The 14,517-nt window shown below is 68.8% G+C and carries 13 protein-coding genes; 8 read left to right on the forward strand and 5 right to left on the reverse strand.

Annotated elements, in window-relative coordinates:
- The first annotated feature begins 1 nt into the window (after position 1).
- The 3 genes from NAM01S_RS06565 to NAM01S_RS06575 all read left to right on the forward strand — a co-directional run bounded on the left by NAM01S_RS06565 (position 2) and on the right by NAM01S_RS06575 (position 3,807).
- A complete protein-coding gene (locus tag NAM01S_RS06565) occupies positions 2-1,306 on the forward strand; it encodes a nucleotide sugar dehydrogenase (protein WP_067781253.1) in 1,305 nt (434 codons plus the stop codon).
- A 13-nt stretch (positions 1,307-1,319) separates the two neighbouring features.
- Complete coding sequence (locus tag NAM01S_RS06570) at positions 1,320-2,957, forward strand: asparagine synthetase B family protein (protein WP_067780926.1); 1,638 nt, start codon at positions 1,320-1,322, stop codon at positions 2,955-2,957.
- Positions 2,958-3,072: 115 nt separating this feature from the next.
- Positions 3,073-3,807: a hypothetical protein gene (locus NAM01S_RS06575; RefSeq protein WP_157107621.1), complete on the forward strand. Its 735-nt coding sequence runs from the start codon at positions 3,073-3,075 to the stop codon at positions 3,805-3,807.
- A 29-nt stretch (positions 3,808-3,836) separates the two neighbouring features.
- On the opposite strand, the gene NAM01S_RS06580 is transcribed toward NAM01S_RS06575, so the two are convergent.
- Positions 3,837-4,949, reverse strand: coding sequence for an alcohol dehydrogenase catalytic domain-containing protein (locus NAM01S_RS06580; protein WP_084482555.1), 1,113 nt, complete (start codon positions 4,947-4,949; stop codon positions 3,837-3,839).
- 431 nt (positions 4,950-5,380) lie between these two features.
- On the opposite strand from NAM01S_RS06580, the gene NAM01S_RS06585 reads away from it, so the two are divergent.
- The gene (locus NAM01S_RS06585; protein WP_174554780.1) at positions 5,381-6,283 is read left to right on the forward strand and encodes a S1C family serine protease; all 903 of its coding nucleotides are present in this window, start codon (positions 5,381-5,383) and stop codon (positions 6,281-6,283) included.
- 61 nt (positions 6,284-6,344) lie between these two features.
- Here NAM01S_RS06585 and NAM01S_RS06590 read toward each other — a convergent pair whose 3' ends face one another.
- Positions 6,345-7,040 carry a TVP38/TMEM64 family protein gene (locus tag NAM01S_RS06590; protein WP_067780936.1) on the reverse strand — a complete coding sequence of 232 codons (696 nt, stop codon included), beginning with the start codon at positions 7,038-7,040 and terminating at the stop codon, positions 6,345-6,347.
- 182 nt (positions 7,041-7,222) lie between these two features.
- Between NAM01S_RS06590 and NAM01S_RS06595 the strand changes: the two genes are divergently transcribed.
- Genes NAM01S_RS06595 through meaB form a run of 3 tightly spaced genes read left to right on the forward strand, consistent with a single transcriptional unit; the run spans position 7,223 to position 12,428 of the window.
- A complete protein-coding gene (locus NAM01S_RS06595) occupies positions 7,223-9,112 on the forward strand; it encodes a methylmalonyl-CoA mutase family protein (RefSeq protein ID WP_084482556.1) in 1,890 nt (629 codons plus the stop codon).
- Positions 9,112-11,388, forward strand: coding sequence for a methylmalonyl-CoA mutase (gene scpA / locus NAM01S_RS06600; protein ID WP_067780939.1), 2,277 nt, complete (start codon positions 9,112-9,114; stop codon positions 11,386-11,388). Before NAM01S_RS06595 ends, scpA begins: the two co-directional genes overlap by 1 nt.
- Positions 11,385-12,428 (forward strand): methylmalonyl Co-A mutase-associated GTPase MeaB, encoded by a 1,044-nt coding sequence (gene meaB, locus NAM01S_RS06605; protein WP_067780942.1) that lies wholly within the window; start codon positions 11,385-11,387, stop codon positions 12,426-12,428. Before scpA ends, meaB begins: the two co-directional genes overlap by 4 nt.
- A 32-nt stretch (positions 12,429-12,460) precedes the next feature.
- Here meaB and NAM01S_RS06610 read toward each other — a convergent pair whose 3' ends face one another.
- From NAM01S_RS06610 to NAM01S_RS33775, 3 genes are all read right to left on the reverse strand, one after another.
- Positions 12,461-12,805, reverse strand: coding sequence for a phosphomannose isomerase type II C-terminal cupin domain (locus tag NAM01S_RS06610; RefSeq protein WP_174554781.1), 345 nt, complete (start codon positions 12,803-12,805; stop codon positions 12,461-12,463).
- Between the two features lie 63 nt (positions 12,806-12,868).
- Positions 12,869-13,432, reverse strand: coding sequence for an ester cyclase (locus NAM01S_RS06615; protein ID WP_218018346.1), 564 nt, complete (start codon positions 13,430-13,432; stop codon positions 12,869-12,871).
- A 10-nt stretch (positions 13,433-13,442) separates the two neighbouring features.
- Positions 13,443-13,727 (reverse strand): MBL fold metallo-hydrolase, encoded by a 285-nt coding sequence (locus NAM01S_RS33775; protein ID WP_218018347.1) that lies wholly within the window; start codon positions 13,725-13,727, stop codon positions 13,443-13,445.
- 95 nt (positions 13,728-13,822) lie between these two features.
- Between NAM01S_RS33775 and NAM01S_RS06625 the strand changes: the two genes are divergently transcribed.
- Entirely contained in the window at positions 13,823-14,506 is a 684-nt protein-coding gene (locus tag NAM01S_RS06625; protein ID WP_067780951.1) for a TetR/AcrR family transcriptional regulator, read from the forward strand.
- Positions 14,507-14,517 lie beyond the last annotated feature (11 nt).

Genomic DNA, 14,517 nt, shown 5'->3' on the forward strand with positions numbered 1-14,517 from the left:
GATGCAGGTGGCAGTGGTCGGCATGGGCTACGTCGGGCTGACGGCGGCGCTCGGACTGGCGGAGTCGGGACACGACGTCCTCGGCATCGATCACGACGAGAGCCGCGTTGCCCTGTTGCGCGACCGGCGCTGCCCGTTCCACGAGCCGGACGTCTCCGAAGCCCTGCTCACCACGACTGCGACGTTCCGGCAAGCGCTCGACGTTCCGGTGCGAGCCGTGATCATCGCGGTCTCCGCGCCGCTGGACCACAGCGGCGCGATCGATCTGCGCCACGTGGAGGCCGTGCTCGCGGAAACGCTGGCGGCCAGGACGCTTCCCGACCTCGTCGTCGTGAAGAGCACGATCCCGCCGGGAACCAGCGAGCGATGGGTGACGCGGTTTCCCGCGCTGCGCCCCCGCTACGCGCACAATCCCGAATTCCTGAACCAGGGTCGCGCCCTTGCCGATTGGCACGCGCCCGACCGCATCGTGCTCGGCCTGTGGAACCGGGAACTGCTGCCCCTGCTCGGAGCGCTGTACCACGACAAGACGGCGCCGCGGCTGGTCGTCGGCCCGACCGAGGCCGAAGCGGTGAAGTACGCCAGCAACGCCTTCCTCGCGACGAAGATCAGCTTCGCCAACGAGATCGCCAACTTCTGCGATGACCACGGCATCGACGTGGACGCGGTGATCGACGGCGTATCGCTGGATCCGCGCATGGGACAAGGGTTTTGGCGTCCTGGCGTCGGCTACGGGGATTCCTGCCTCGCCAAGGACACCACCGCGCTGACACGTTTCGCCCGGCGTTCCGGCCGGCCCATGACGCTGCTCGAATCGGTCGCCGAGGTCAACGACCGACAGCTGCGGTTGCCGGTCGAGATCGTCGCACGCGAGACGGCGGCGGCCGCGTCGCCGCCGGAGGTCGCCGTCCTCGGACTGCTCTACGAACCCGGCAGTGACGATATGCGCGAAGCGCCGAGCCGGACCGTGGTACCCGCGCTGGCGGCCGTCGCGGCGGACGTCCGGGTCTGGGATCCGATCTTGAGCGCGGCGGCTTTCGCCGAGCTGTTCCCAGGAGTCCGGCGGACCATCGGCCTCAAGGAAGCGGTGCTGGACGCCGCCGTCGTCATCGTGCTGACCGAGTTCCCGGAGGTTCTCGCCCTCGACTGGACCGCGGTGGCGCAGCTGGCGCGGCCGGATTGTCTTGTCGTCGACGCCAAGAACGCCCTCGAACCGTCCGTGGTCGCGGCGGCGGGATTGCGCTACCGCGGGGTCGGACGGGCCGGTGGTCGAGGGGCGCCGGAACACGGCGTCGAGGTGAAGTAGAAGGGATGTCGCCATGGGGATTCTGGTCCGACCGCGTTCCGAGGGCGGCGGCTACGGCGGCTGGCGACGCGAGGTCGACGACATCGTGCTCTCGGCCGACGGTGCGGAATACACCGTGCACGAGACCGACGAAGCGGTGTGCGTTCTCGACGGCTGGCTCTGCTCGGGCGGCGGCGCGACCGAGCTGCTCGCGCTGTATCGCGAGCGCGGCATGTCGGCCGTGGCCGCGCAGGACGGACAGTACGTCGCCGTAGTGCACGATCGTTCGCGCGGCGAGACACACCTGGTGGCCGACCCCGGCGGGTTCGGGAACGCGTGCTACCGCGCCTCGGGTTTCGGGTACGGCTCGCGCCCCTACGACCTGGGGACCGCAACGTTGTCCAGCGAAGGCTTGGCGCTCTATCTGACGTTCCAATACGTCCCCGTTCCCTACTCGATCTTCGAAGGAGTGCGGCGGGTGCCACCGGGCGCGGTGGTCACCAGGCGCGCAACCGGCTGCCAGGTGCGGCAGCAGACCTCGTTTCCCAGCCCGGCCGATCCGTCGACCGAGGGCGCTGCCGCGCCCGAGGAGTTGGCGGCCAGGGTGCTCGACCTGCTCACCGAGTCGCTGGCCCGCCACGCCGCGCCGCACGAGCGGCTGGGCATGATGCTCAGCGGCGGTATCGACACCAGCACGAACGCCACCGTGCTCGCGACCAGGCTTGGCTGTCGGCCGCGAGCTTTCACGGCCTCGTTCCGCGAGGCCGGATACGACGAATCCGAATACGCCGCGCTCGTGGCCGAGCGGTTCGGCTTCGAGCACGTAGTGGTGCCGGTCGGTCCCGAGACCGTCGAACGCCTGCCGGATCTGGTGCGCGGCTTCGACAGCCCGAACGCCGACCAGGCGATCGTCGCCACGCAGGTGATCGCCGAACGGGCCGCGCAGCTGTCGTGCACGCACATCGTCACCGGCGAAGGCGGCGACGAAGTGATGGGGTTCCCGATGTCGCCGAACGACGACATCCACCTCGTCGACCTGCCCCAGAACTCGCGGGAGTTGGCGCGGTTCTACCTTGGCCAAATCGCACTGGGCAGCGCGGAGGACCGTGCGCTCGTGCACCGGACGCTTGGCGTGCCGGAAGAACTCGCCGTCGACATCCTGAGGGAACTGTACGAGGAACACCGTGCGCATTCCGCGCTGGACCGATTGCTGTTCGGCCAGTGGCGGACCTGGTTGACCGAGGGGGTGTACCGCAAGGACCATCACGTCTTCCGCGCCGCCGGACCGACCGGTGTGCTGCCGTTCGCGGATCCGCGCGTCATGCGCTTCGTCGCGGAAATGCCCGCGGGCCAGCGGTATCGGGCCCTCGATGGCAAGGCCATGCTGCGCGCCGGTATCGCGCCGCATCTGCCCGACCGGATATTGAAGCGCAAGAAGCACAAATTCTGGATCCCGTTCGCCGAATGGTTCCGCGGCCCGCTGCGCGATCACCTGCACGACAGCTTGCTCTCCAGTCCGGTGGCGACCGACCTCTTGGACCCGAAACTCGTTCGCACACTTGTCGACTCGCACGAGCGCGGAATAGCGGACAAGAGCGGAATCCTCTGGGCGCTGTGCTTTCTCGACGCGTGGCTGTCCGCACTTCCGCGGCGACCGCATGGCGCACCCTAGTGGATGCCGCTGCGGCGCGGACCACTTCGGTGCGAGTCCGCGAATCCGAGGACACCGCGGGACGGGAACTGGCACCATCCGAATGGCGGCCCTTGGAGACAGGATTCGACGCTCGATGATTACGTGGCTACTCAGCATCGTGTCGGGATTGATCGTCGCGATCACAACGTTCGGGGTGACGAGGTTCTACGATGCGACGCGGCTACGGCGCAAATCGGGACACCTGAACGTCCTGGCCGAGGGGCAGGACATTCAGATAGTGATCCCCGATTTCCACGCGGGCTGGCTGTCGATCTACGGCACCGAGGAGAAGGCGGAGATGCCGCCGAACGTCCGGGTGATGCCGATGGCGGAGGGCGGCGCCATCGCCGAGGCGGTCCTTGCCTGGCGCGGACTCGGCAAGCGCAACCGGATCAGTATCAGCACCCAGGACGCCTACCAGGACACCCACGGCCTGACGATTCTCATCGGCGGGCCGAGCGTCAACCGGTTGACCGGAAACCTGCTCAGGCGGTGCTTCCCGAAATTCCAGATCAAGTATCCCGAGCACGTGGCGTCCTATGGCTCGATCAGTTACGACGTGACCACGGACGAGAACGGCTCGCTGCTCGAGGACTACGGATTCATCGCGGTCAGTCGAACGCCGACCGGCAAACGGTGCGTGGCGCTGTTCGGCGTGTGGGCTTTCGGCACGCTGATCGCCACCCTCGCGCTGCTGGATCGGGTGGTGAAGGGAAACGATATCTGGAATTCGATCCGCGACAAGAAGGATTTTCTGGTCGTCGTGCACTGCGAATTGAATGGCCTCGAATACAGCAATATTCGAATCATCGGATACGAGGAGGTATAGCGGCGTTCGCCGCCATACCTCTATCGCGTTCAGAAGACGAGAATATCTTTCGCGCCGACCCGCGCGTGCGGAACGAATGCCTCGCGAAAACGGTCGAAGGGAATTCGGGTCGTTGTTCCGCCGATGACTCCCGGCCACGCGGCGTCGACCTCGCGCAGGAGTTCGATCGCGTGCTCGAAATGCACCCGCGAGGAATTGACGACGCCGAAGAGCACCTGGTTGCGCTTGACCATGGTGCCCAGCAGCGCGGCGCCGTCCACCGTGGCCTGCTGGCCGCTCGGCAGACCGACGACGCAGCAGGACGCGTTTTCCGCGCCGTGCGTCGCCAGCAGTTGCGGCAGGAACGCCACGCCCGCCGCGTCGATGACGACGCGGTGCGCCGAGATCGCTTGCTCGGTCACCATGTCGCCGGGAACCAACTGGTGGGATTGGTATTCGGCGCCGAAGGAGGCGGCCGCCTGGGCGGCGAGGGAACTCGGCGGGGCCGGATCCACGACGGTGACCTTGTGCCCTGCCAAGCGCAGAAACGCGGTGGTGAGCAGGCCGATGATGCCGCAGCCGATCACCAAGGCGTTGCCGGACGGATCCGATGTCCCCAATCGCTCGTCCATCTGCCGCAGCGTGTCCAGCGCCTTGACCACGATGGAAGCGGGCTCCACCAGAACGCCGAGGTGGATGAGTTCTTCCGGAACGGGAACCAGCTTGTCCACGGGTGCGCGCCAGTATTCCGCCATGAAGCCGTCGAGTTCGCGAATCCCGCGCTCTTTCCACGAGCCGTTGCTACACAGGTCCGGCCTGCCGCGGCGGCATTGGCCGCAGGGCACCGGGTCCGGATCACGGACGACGCAGGTGACCAACTGACCGGTTCCCACCTCGGGCGTCGAACTGTGCACCACGCGCCCGAGCACCTCGTGTCCCAAGATCATTTCGCCGGCGGCCGCCGGAAGTATTCCCTCGGTTCCCGCCACGATTTGGATGTCGGTCCCGCAGACACCCACCTCCAGGGTGCGGACAAGCGGACCCCGTGGGTCGACGGCATCCAGTGTTCTGATCACCTGGCGCGGTACGCCCGTGCGATCGGGCGGTACGACGAGGCAACGCGCGCGTATTATCCGATCCTCGGACGATCCAGCGTAATCCACTTCGCATTACTCCTTGTTCGGAATCGTTGGTGAAGCAGATGATCGAGGCGTGCGGCATTCGGCCGGATGGGCACATTCCGCCACACGGGGAGTTTAACGGACCCGATCGACGCCGGATCGATGATCGCGATTCGGTGCTGCCCCAGGCTGGAGGTACCCGGCGGTCGTCGATCGGAACGCGGTAACGCCCGGAATTCACTTCGGTTTCGCGGACGAAAACTGACCGCGCGCCACCTTTCGCGGGCTATTTCATAGCTGGTTCGATCGGGTCGTGGCACGGCGAACGGGCAGTATCGGGAAATCTCTTGGGCGACTGAGCACTTCGGTCGCGGCGCGCGTTGCCCGCGAAGACGGTGCGCGCCGCGTTCGGCGGGGGCATCCTGGGAGGTGCTGTTGCCGACGGCGAGAGGGTGGTCGATGTGGACGATGCGATGGACGCGTACTCGCGAACGGTGGTGTCGGTGGCCGAATCGGTCACGCCGCACGTGGCAAGCGTGCGGACGCGGCGGGGGACCGGTTCGGCGGTCGTGTTCACCGACGACGGATCCCTGCTGACCAACGCGCACGTCATCGGCGCGGCGTCGCACGGGGAGGTGGTGTTCGCCGACGGCGTGGAGTCCCGGTTCGACGTGGTCGGCGTCGACCCGCTTTCCGATCTCGCCGTGCTGCGCGCCCGCGGCGGCGGCCCTGGCGCGGCGGTGCTCGGCGACGCGGACAAGCTCGTCGTCGGGCAGCTCGTGGTCGCGGTGGGCAGCCCGCTCGGTTTGGCGGGCTCGGTGACCGCGGGCGTGGTGAGCGCGCTCGGCCGCGCGGTGCCGGTCGCCTCGCGCCGCGCGGGCCGGGTGATCGAGGACGTCATCCAGACCGACGCGGCGTTGAATCCCGGCAATTCCGGTGGGGCGCTGGCCGATTCGGCGGGACGGGTGGTGGGCATCAACACCGCCGTCGCGGGAATCGGCCTGGGACTGGCCATTCCGATCAACGCCACCACCCGCCGCATCATCGCCACCCTGCGCGCCGAGGGTCGGGTCCGCCGCGCCTACCTCGGGCTGGTCGGCGTCCCGGCGCCGCTGCCGTCCGACGTGGCCGAGCGGACCGGTCAGCGGGCAGGTGTGCGCATCGTCGAGGTGGTGCGCGGCGCACCCGCCGAGGCCGCCGGATTGCGCAGGGGCGATTTGGTGCTCAGCGTCGCGCGCGCCGAAGTCCGCGACGCCCAGGGCATCCAGCGTCAGCTGTTCGCCGACGCCATCGGCAAGCCCGTTCCGGTCACCGTGCTGCGCAACGGTGCGATGGTCGACGTGATCGCCCTGCCGAGCGAGTTGACCGTCGACTGACGGTCGCCGCGCCCGGCGGCAAGCAGCCCCGACCCGAAGGTCTGACTCGGAGCCGACCGGGTCAGTCGCGGGCGGCGAGCGCCTCGACGAGCGGTTCTTCGGAGGGCACGGCCGGGATCTCGGGCCGCCAGCGGGCGTCGACGACGAGCCCGAGCAGGCCGATGGCCAGGCAGACGCCCGAGACCACCAGCATCGCGGGATGGGAGCCGCCGGTCAGCGCGTCGGCGAGGACGACGGTGGCGATGGTGCCCGGCGCGGAACCGACGAAGGTGGCGGCGAGGTACGGCCAGAAGCGAATCGAGGAGAGCCCGCAGCAGTAGTTGACCACCGAGAACGGCGCGAAGGAGATCAGCCGCAGCGAACCGACGGCCAGCCAGCCGCGCCGCTCCAGCCGATCGTCGATGGCGCGCACGGCGGGATGGGTGAGCCGGGACGCCACCCTGGTGCGGTCCAGGGTGCGCACCAGGACGAGCGCCATCCCCGCGGCGACGGCGGTGGCCGAGAGCGCCACCGCGGTGCCGAGCAATGCTCCGAAAAGCACACCGCAGCTGACGGTCAGCACCGTGCGCGGCAGCGGAGCCACTGCGAGAATCGAGTAGACCCCGAAGAACAGCAGCGGGAACCACGGGCCGACCGAGTCCGCCCACTGCTGGATCTGCGTCGGACCGGGCAGCGGGACGAGCAGCGCCGCGACGAACAGCGCACCCACACCGACGAGGAGGGCGAGGATACGCGGGTTACGGAGCAGCCTGGTCATCCGCGACAGGTTACCGGTTGGTAGTGGCGGCCAGGGTCAACCGACGCTTTCGCTGCCGCTAGCATCGAGGGAAACGGGATGAATGCTCGTTAACCGAAGTGCTCGCTGAGCTGGGCGAATGCGACGGTTCGGGCGCACGCCTCGGGTGCGCCCAGTGGTCGAGTGGAAGAGGAAGAGCAGCTATGCCGATTGCTTCAGATCCGCCTCCGGGCGCCGGGCTCGCGGAGCGTCCCGAGGACACGGACCCGGTTCCCCAGTACGGCGCCTGGCGTAAGGGCGTCGCGGGTGTGCTCGCCAAGGCGCGCAGGGTCGACATCGCCGAGTTGCCGGACGAGCCGGAGCAGCTGCTCGCGCAGACCACCTACGACGGGCTCACCGTCGCCCCGCTCTACACCCGTCGCGACGAGCGGCCCGAGCTGCCGCTGCCCGGCGCCTTCCCCTTCGTGCGGGGCCGCGACGCCGCGCGCGACGTGCACCGCGGCTGGTATGTCAGCGCCTTCGTCGGTCCCGGCGACGGCGCCGCGGCCAAGCGCGAGATCCTGGCCGGACTGGAGAACGGCATCAGCGCGGTCTGGCTCGGGGTCGGCGAGCGGGGCGTTCCGCTGGCCGAGCTGCCCGCGGCGCTGGACGGCCTGCTCTTCGAGCTGGCGCCGCTGACCCTCGACGCCGGCGCGCAGGTGTCGTCCGCCGCCGCGGCGCTTTTCACGGTGCTCGACGGCTACCAGGCGCCGCAGCGCGCGGATATTCGGCTTTCTCTCGGCGCTGCGCCGCTCACCAGCCGTTTCGCGGGCGTCGCGGACGCGGAGCTGTCGGAGACCGTCGCGCTGGCCGCCCAGTCCGTCGCCCGTGCGGAGACGGTGCGCGCGATCACCGTGGACGGCACCGTCTTCCACGACGCGGGCGCCTCGGACGCGCAGGAGCTCGGCGCGGCGGTGGCCGCGGGCCTCGAGTACCTGCGCGCGCTGACCGAGGGCCAAGACATCGCGGACGCGCTCGGCCAGCTGGAATTCCGGTTCGCCGCCACCGACGACCAGTTCGCGACGATCGCGAAATTCCGTGCCGCGCGCAAGCTCTGGGCCCGCGTCGCGCACGCCTGCGGCGCCCCGGACTTCGGCGGCGCACCGCAGTACGCGGTCACCTCCGCGGCCATGATGAGCCAGCGCGACCCCTGGGTGAACATGCTGCGCACCACGCTCGCCGCCTTCGGTGCGGGCGTGGGTGGCGCGGACACCGTCACCGTGCTGCCGTTCGACTCGGCGCTGCCCGCCGGTGAGCTGGGCGTCTCGAAGTCGTTCGCGGATCGCATGGCCCGCAACACCCAGCTGCTGCTGCTGGAGGAGTCGCACCTCGGCCATGTCCAGGATCCGGGCGCCGGCTCCTGGTACGTCGAGGACCTGACCGCCGAATTGGCCGCCAAGGCTTGGGCTTTCATGCAGGAGCTGGAAGCCGAGGGCGGCTACCTCGCCGCGCTGGACTCGGGTCTGCTCGCCGAACGCATCGCCGCCACCAAGGCCGCCCGCGATTCCGACGTCGCGCACCGCAAGACCGCGGTGACAGGTGTCAACGAGTTCCCGAACCTGGCCGAGCGGCCGCTCTCGGCGGCAGCGCGCACGCCGAGCCGGGTCGCCCGCTACGGCGCGGCCTTCGAGGCGCTGCGCGACCGCTCGGATGTGTATCTGGCGGCCAACGGGTCCCGGCCGAAGGCGCTGCTTGTGCCGCTCGGCACGGTGGCCGAGCACAACGTGCGGGTCACCTTCATCGCGAACCTGCTGGCCTCCGGCGGTATCGAGTCGATCAACCCCGGCCCGCTGGACGTGGCCGGAATAGCTTCCGCCGCACAAGAAGCCGACGCCCGCATCGCGGTGCTGTGTGGTTCGGACGCGCGCTACGGCGCGGAGGCGGGCGCCGCGGTCGAGGCGCTGCGCGCGGCGGGTGTGGAAACGGTGCTGCTGGCGGGTGCGGCGAAGGCCGTCGCCGAACTGAGCGGCACGCGGCGCCCGGACGGATTCCTCGCCGCGAAGATCGACGCGGTGGCGGCGCTGTCCGGCCTGCTGGAGAAGGTGGGAGCCTGATGACTACGCGTGAGATCAAGCACGTGATCGGCAATTTCGCCGAGGTGCCGCTCGACGAGCACGCGCCCGAGCCTGCCGCGGTCGACGCCGCGCAGGTCGAGGCGTATGTGGCGGGCGCGGCGGCGGCCAACAACTACACGCCCGAGCAGCTGGTGTGGTCGACCCCCGAGGGCATCGACGTGCCGCCGGTGTTCACCAAGGCCGATCGGGACGCCGTCGCCGCGGAGGGTTATCCGCTCGACAGCGTGCCCGGCGTCGCGCCGTTCGTGCGCGGTCCGTACCCGACCATGTACGTCAACCAGCCGTGGACCATCCGCCAGTACGCGGGCTTCTCCACCGCCGCCGACTCGAACGCCTTCTACCGCCGCAACCTGCAGGCGGGCCAGAAGGGCTTGTCGGTCGCGTTCGACCTGGCGACGCACCGCGGCTACGACTCCGATCACCCGCGCGTGCAGGGCGATGTCGGCATGGCTGGCGTCGCCATCGACTCCATCCTGGACATGCGCCAGCTCTTCGACCACATTCCCCTCGATCAGGTGAGTGTGTCGATGACGATGAACGGCGCGGTGCTGCCGATCCTGGCGCTCTACGTCGTCGCGGCGGAGGAGCAGGGCGTCGCGCCCGAGCAGCTGGCCGGAACCATTCAGAACGACATTCTGAAGGAGTTCATGGTCCGCAACACCTACATCTACCCGCCCAAGCCCTCGATGCGGATCATCTCCGACATCTTCGCCTACACCAGCTCGAAGATGCCGAAGTTCAACTCGATCTCCATCTCCGGCTACCACATCCAGGAGGCCGGAGCCACGGCCGATCTGGAGCTCGCCTACACCCTCGCCGACGGCGTGGAGTACATCCGGGCAGGCATCGACGCGGGCATGGAGGTCGACAAGTTCGCGCCGCGGCTGTCGTTCTTCTGGGCCATCGGCATGAACTTCTTCATGGAGGTCGCCAAACTCCGTGCGGGACGGCTGCTCTGGAGCGAGCTGGTCGCCAAGTTCGAGCCCAAGAGCGCGAAATCGCTGTCCCTGCGCACCCATTCGCAGACCTCGGGCTGGTCGCTGACCGCGCAGGACGCCTACAACAACGTGGCGCGCACCTGCATCGAGGCGATGGCCGCGACCCAGGGCCACACCCAGTCGCTGCACACCAACGCCCTCGACGAGGCGCTGGCGCTGCCGACGGACTTCTCCGCCCGCATCGCCCGCAACACCCAGCTGCTGATCCAGCAGGAGTCCAACACCACCCGGCCCATCGACCCGTGGGGCGGCTCGTACTACGTCGAGTGGCTGACCCACCAGCTGGCCAACCGCGCCCGCGCGCACATCGCCGAGGTGGAGGCGCACGGCGGTATGGCGCAGGCGATTTCGGAGGGCATCCCGAAGCTGCGCATCGAGGAGGCCGCCGCCCGCACCCAGGCGCGCATCGACACCGGGCAGCAGCCGGTGATCGGCGTCAACAAGTACCAGGTGGAGGAGGACCACGAGGTCGAGGTCCTCAAGGTCGAGAACTCGCGGGTGCGCGCCGAGCAGATCGAGAAACTGCGGCAGCTGCGCGCCGACCGCGACCCCGACGCGGTCGAGCGGGCGCTGAACGAATTGACCCGCGCCGCAGCGTCTTCCGAAGGCGGCATGGAGAACAACCTGCTGGCGCTCGCCATCAATGCCGCGCGCGCCAAGGCCACCGTCGGCGAGATCTCCGACGCGCTGGAGAAGGTGTACGGCCGCCACCAGGCCGAGATCCGCACCCTCTCCGGCGTCTACCGCGACGAGGCAGGGAAGGTCACCAACATCACCACGGCTAGCGAACTCGTCGAGGAATTCGCCGAGGCCGAAGGTCGTCGGCCGCGCATCCTCGTCGCCAAGATGGGTCAGGACGGGCACGACCGAGGACAGAAGGTGATCGCCACCGCCTTCGCCGACCTCGGCTTCGACGTCGACGTGGGCCCGCTGTTCCAGACCCCCGAGGAGGTGGCGCAGCAGGCGGCCGACAACGACGTGCACGTCGTCGGTGTGTCCTCGCTGGCGGCAGGCCACCTCACGCTGGTGCCCGCCCTGCGGCAGGCGCTGGCCGATGTCGGACGCCCCGACATCATGGTCATCGTCGGCGGTGTCATCCCGCCCGGTGATTTCGACGAGCTCTACCAGGCAGGCGCCGCCGCGATCTTCCCGCCCGGCACCGTCATCGCCGACGCAGCGATCGATCTGCTGAAGAAGCTCGCGGCCGAGCTCGGTCACGAAATCGGCAGCGGCGCTACGGAGTCCGCCGCCGAATGAGTGACGCAGGTTCTCCGCGTGGGGGAGCGGCGCGCCGCACCATCGATGTCGACGCACTCGCCACGGCGGTCCGCAACAACGAGCGGGCCGCCCTGGCGCGGGCCATCACTCTCGTCGAGTCGACAAGGGCCGACCACCGGGCGCTGGCTCAGCAGCTGCTGCTGAAGCTGACGCCGGAGGCGCAGGGTTCGGCGAGTGCGGTGCTGTCGAATCGGGTGGGCATCACCGGCGTTCCCGGCGTCGGCAAGTCGACGTTCATCGACGCGCTCGGGATGTACCTGATCGGCAAGGGGCATCGGGTCGCGGTGCTCGCCGTCGATCCGTCCTCGACCCGCACCGGCGGTTCCATCCTCGGCGACAAGACGCGGATGGCGCGACTCTCGGTGGAGCGCGACGCCTATATCCGACCCTCGCCCACGGCGGGCACGCTCGGCGGCGTCGCCAAGGCGACCCGCGAGACCATCGTGCTGCTGGAAGCGGCGGGTTACGACGTGATCCTGGTGGAGACCGTCGGCGTCGGCCAGTCCGAGGTGACGGTCGCCAACATGGTCGACGTGTTCTGCTTCCTGACCTTGGCCCGCACCGGAGATCAGTTGCAGGGCATCAAGAAAGGCGTGCTCGAGCTCGCCGACCTCGTCGCGGTGAACAAGGCCGACGGCAAGCACGAGGTGGAGGCCAAGGCGGCCGCGCGCGAGCTGGCCGGTGCGCTGCGCCTCATCCACCCGCACGACGCGCTCTGGCGGCCACCGGTGCTCACCATGAGCGGTCTGGAAGGCCTTGGCCTGGACAAGTTCTGGGACACCGTGCTGAAGCACCGGCGGGTGCTCACCGACGCGGGCGAGTTCGACGAGAAGCGCCGCCGCCAGCAGGTCGACTGGACCTGGACCATGGTGCACGACCAGTTGCTGCGCAGGTTGGCCGACAACCCGAACGTGAAAGCCATTCGCGCCCAAGTGGAAAAGCAGGTGCGCGACGGCACGCTGACCGCGGCGTTGGCCGCCGAGGAAATCCTCGACGCCTTCGACACCACCGGCGACTAGTTTCGCTCCGCCCCTCCGGGTGTTTCGGGAGATCAGCTCTCGCGACCGTAGTCGTCGTCCAGCCGGACGATGTCGTCCTCGCCGAAGTAGGTGCCGGTCTGGACCTCGACGAAGACGAGATCCTCGCGCCCCTCGGCGGCGACGCGGTGTGCCGTCTCCACCGGAATGTCGACGCTGTCGCCTGCGCGAACCGGGCGATCCTGGCCGTCGATGGTCACGACACCCTCACCGGCCACCACGAACCAGTGCTCGGCGCGCCGGGAGTGGCGCTGATAGCTCAGCCGGTGGCCCGGCCGGACGGTGATCGTCTTGACCTTGAACGTCGTCTCGTCGGAAAGTACCCGGTAGGCGCCCCACGGGCGTTCGCTGCTCTCCATCACCCGGGCAGTGTATGAGGCCGTCGTCGTAGGTGCGGGGCGGATCCGTTGCCGGTGGTGCGGTCAATCGGTGAGGTCGGGTGGGGTGGGGGAGAGTAGGCGGGGGTCGGGTTCGGATCCGGTCATGGCGAGTGCTCCGGCAATGGCTCGGGCGAGTGTCAGAAGTCCACGGGGACTGCGTTTGTCGATTCCGCCGAGCAGCTGTTTCAGGATGGTGAGCTGGTCGAAGTAGATGCGCTCGGTGACGAGGTTCTCGTGTTCGTCGAAGACGAAGTACGCCGTCATCCTGGTGCGGTGCTCGGAACCGGTGGGTGGGATCTTGCCGAGTGGTCCGAGATGTGTTCCGAGCAGCCAGAATTCGACGACGACGGCGTCGTGGCTGTGCCGGAACGCGATGATCTCGTGGTCCTGGTCCGGGAAGGCGAGGCGGGTGTCGCGGTAGTAGTCGCGGACTTCGCGGTCGCCGTCGTGGACGAGCAGCTGCGCGATCAGCTCGTAGTGCGGGTGCGGGAACGTCGACAAGGTCGCGTCCCAATCCTGGCGGACCTCGTCGTGGAAATGATCGAGGACGAGTTTCTCGCGGGCCCGCAAGACATCTTCGGGCGGCAGGTGGAATCGTGACAGCACAGGGTCCTCCTCAAAGGCTCGATGCGTGGGTGATGTGGTTGATCACCAGGCTCTGGTTGCCGAACACGTGGCCGGGCGTCTTGACGACGGCGACGCCGGGGCCGAGCACGATCGAACCCTCGATTGGCAGGAACGCCTCGGCGGGGACGTCGCGGTACGCCGCGGGCTGATACCACGGCTTTTGCAGCGGATGCAGTTCGGCCACGGCGGCGAGCTCGTCGCGGATGTCGGCGAACGTGTCGATGCGGTCCCCGACGCTCGGAAGGTCGGCGACGTCGCCCCACGGAAAACGCATTCGGAACTCCAAAATCCACGCTGTGGGTTTAACTGCTGCCGCGAATTTATACCCACGGTGTGGATTAATGCAAGAGGGTGCGGAAGAATGACGCCATGGCCCAAGCCCCCACCGCCCGCCGCGGACGACCGCCCAAAGGCGCCAGTCAGCTCACCCGAGCGGCGATCGTCGACGCGACCCTCGAAGTCATCGACGAAGAGGGTGTCGGCGCGGTGGGCATGCGGGCGGTCGCCAGGGTGCTCGGCGTCGACCCCAAGAGCCTGTACAACCACGTCGACGGCAAGGACGGACTGCTCGACGCGGTCGCCGAGCACCTCCTGGGTTCGATCGAGCTGCCCGCCCGCACCGGTGACCACCGAGCGGATTTGCGCGCGATCGCCGACGCGTTCCGCGACCGCGCCCTACTGCACCCGGAAGCCGCCGCCCTGGTGCTCACCCGGCAACTCGCCTCGTTCGAGGGCCTGGCGCCGATCCAATCCGTCTTGGCGATACTGCGCGCCGCGGGCTGTCACCCCGAGGAAGCCGTCCACATGCTGCGGACCGTGCTCGCCGCACTCATCGGAACCCTGCTGCGCGAGGTGAACGCGGGCCCGACCTACGGCACCGACGACGCGGCGGGGATCGCCGCGCGCCGGGCCGCGCTCGAGCAGTCGGGACTTCCCGCCGTCGCCGAGGCCGCACCGTACCTCGCGCGGTTCGACAGCCAGGCGGAGTACGACTACGCGATGGATCTCGCGCTCGACGCGGTCCTCGCCCGGCTCGCGCGGACGACCCGCTGAGGCGGAACCCG

It is taken from the genome of Nocardia amikacinitolerans NBRC 108937, assembly GCF_001612615.1.
Lineage (GTDB): Bacteria > Actinomycetota > Actinomycetes > Mycobacteriales > Mycobacteriaceae > Nocardia > Nocardia amikacinitolerans.

What these genes read in the sequence shown, in the direction of transcription:
- NAM01S_RS06565 (WP_067781253.1), top strand. Translation starts at nt 2, where the DNA reads ATGCAGGTGGCAGTGGTCGGCATGGGCTACGTCGGGCTGACGGCGGCG.
- NAM01S_RS06570 (WP_067780926.1), top strand. Translation starts at nt 1,320, where the DNA reads ATGGGGATTCTGGTCCGACCGCGTTCCGAGGGCGGCGGCTACGGCGGC.
- NAM01S_RS06575 (WP_157107621.1), top strand. Translation starts at nt 3,073, where the DNA reads ATGATTACGTGGCTACTCAGCATCGTGTCGGGATTGATCGTCGCGATC.
- NAM01S_RS06585 (WP_174554780.1), top strand. Translation starts at nt 5,381, where the DNA reads ATGGACGCGTACTCGCGAACGGTGGTGTCGGTGGCCGAATCGGTCACG.
- NAM01S_RS06590 (WP_067780936.1), bottom strand. Translation starts at nt 7,040, where the DNA reads ATGACCAGGCTGCTCCGTAACCCGCGTATCCTCGCCCTCCTCGTCGGT.
- NAM01S_RS06595 (WP_084482556.1), top strand. Translation starts at nt 7,223, where the DNA reads ATGCCGATTGCTTCAGATCCGCCTCCGGGCGCCGGGCTCGCGGAGCGT.
- scpA (WP_067780939.1), top strand. Translation starts at nt 9,112, where the DNA reads ATGACTACGCGTGAGATCAAGCACGTGATCGGCAATTTCGCCGAGGTG.
- meaB (WP_067780942.1), top strand. Translation starts at nt 11,385, where the DNA reads ATGAGTGACGCAGGTTCTCCGCGTGGGGGAGCGGCGCGCCGCACCATC.
- NAM01S_RS06610 (WP_174554781.1), bottom strand. Translation starts at nt 12,805, where the DNA reads ATGGAGAGCAGCGAACGCCCGTGGGGCGCCTACCGGGTACTTTCCGAC.
- NAM01S_RS33775 (WP_218018347.1), bottom strand. Translation starts at nt 13,727, where the DNA reads ATGCGTTTTCCGTGGGGCGACGTCGCCGACCTTCCGAGCGTCGGGGAC.
- NAM01S_RS06625 (WP_067780951.1), top strand. Translation starts at nt 13,823, where the DNA reads ATGGCCCAAGCCCCCACCGCCCGCCGCGGACGACCGCCCAAAGGCGCC.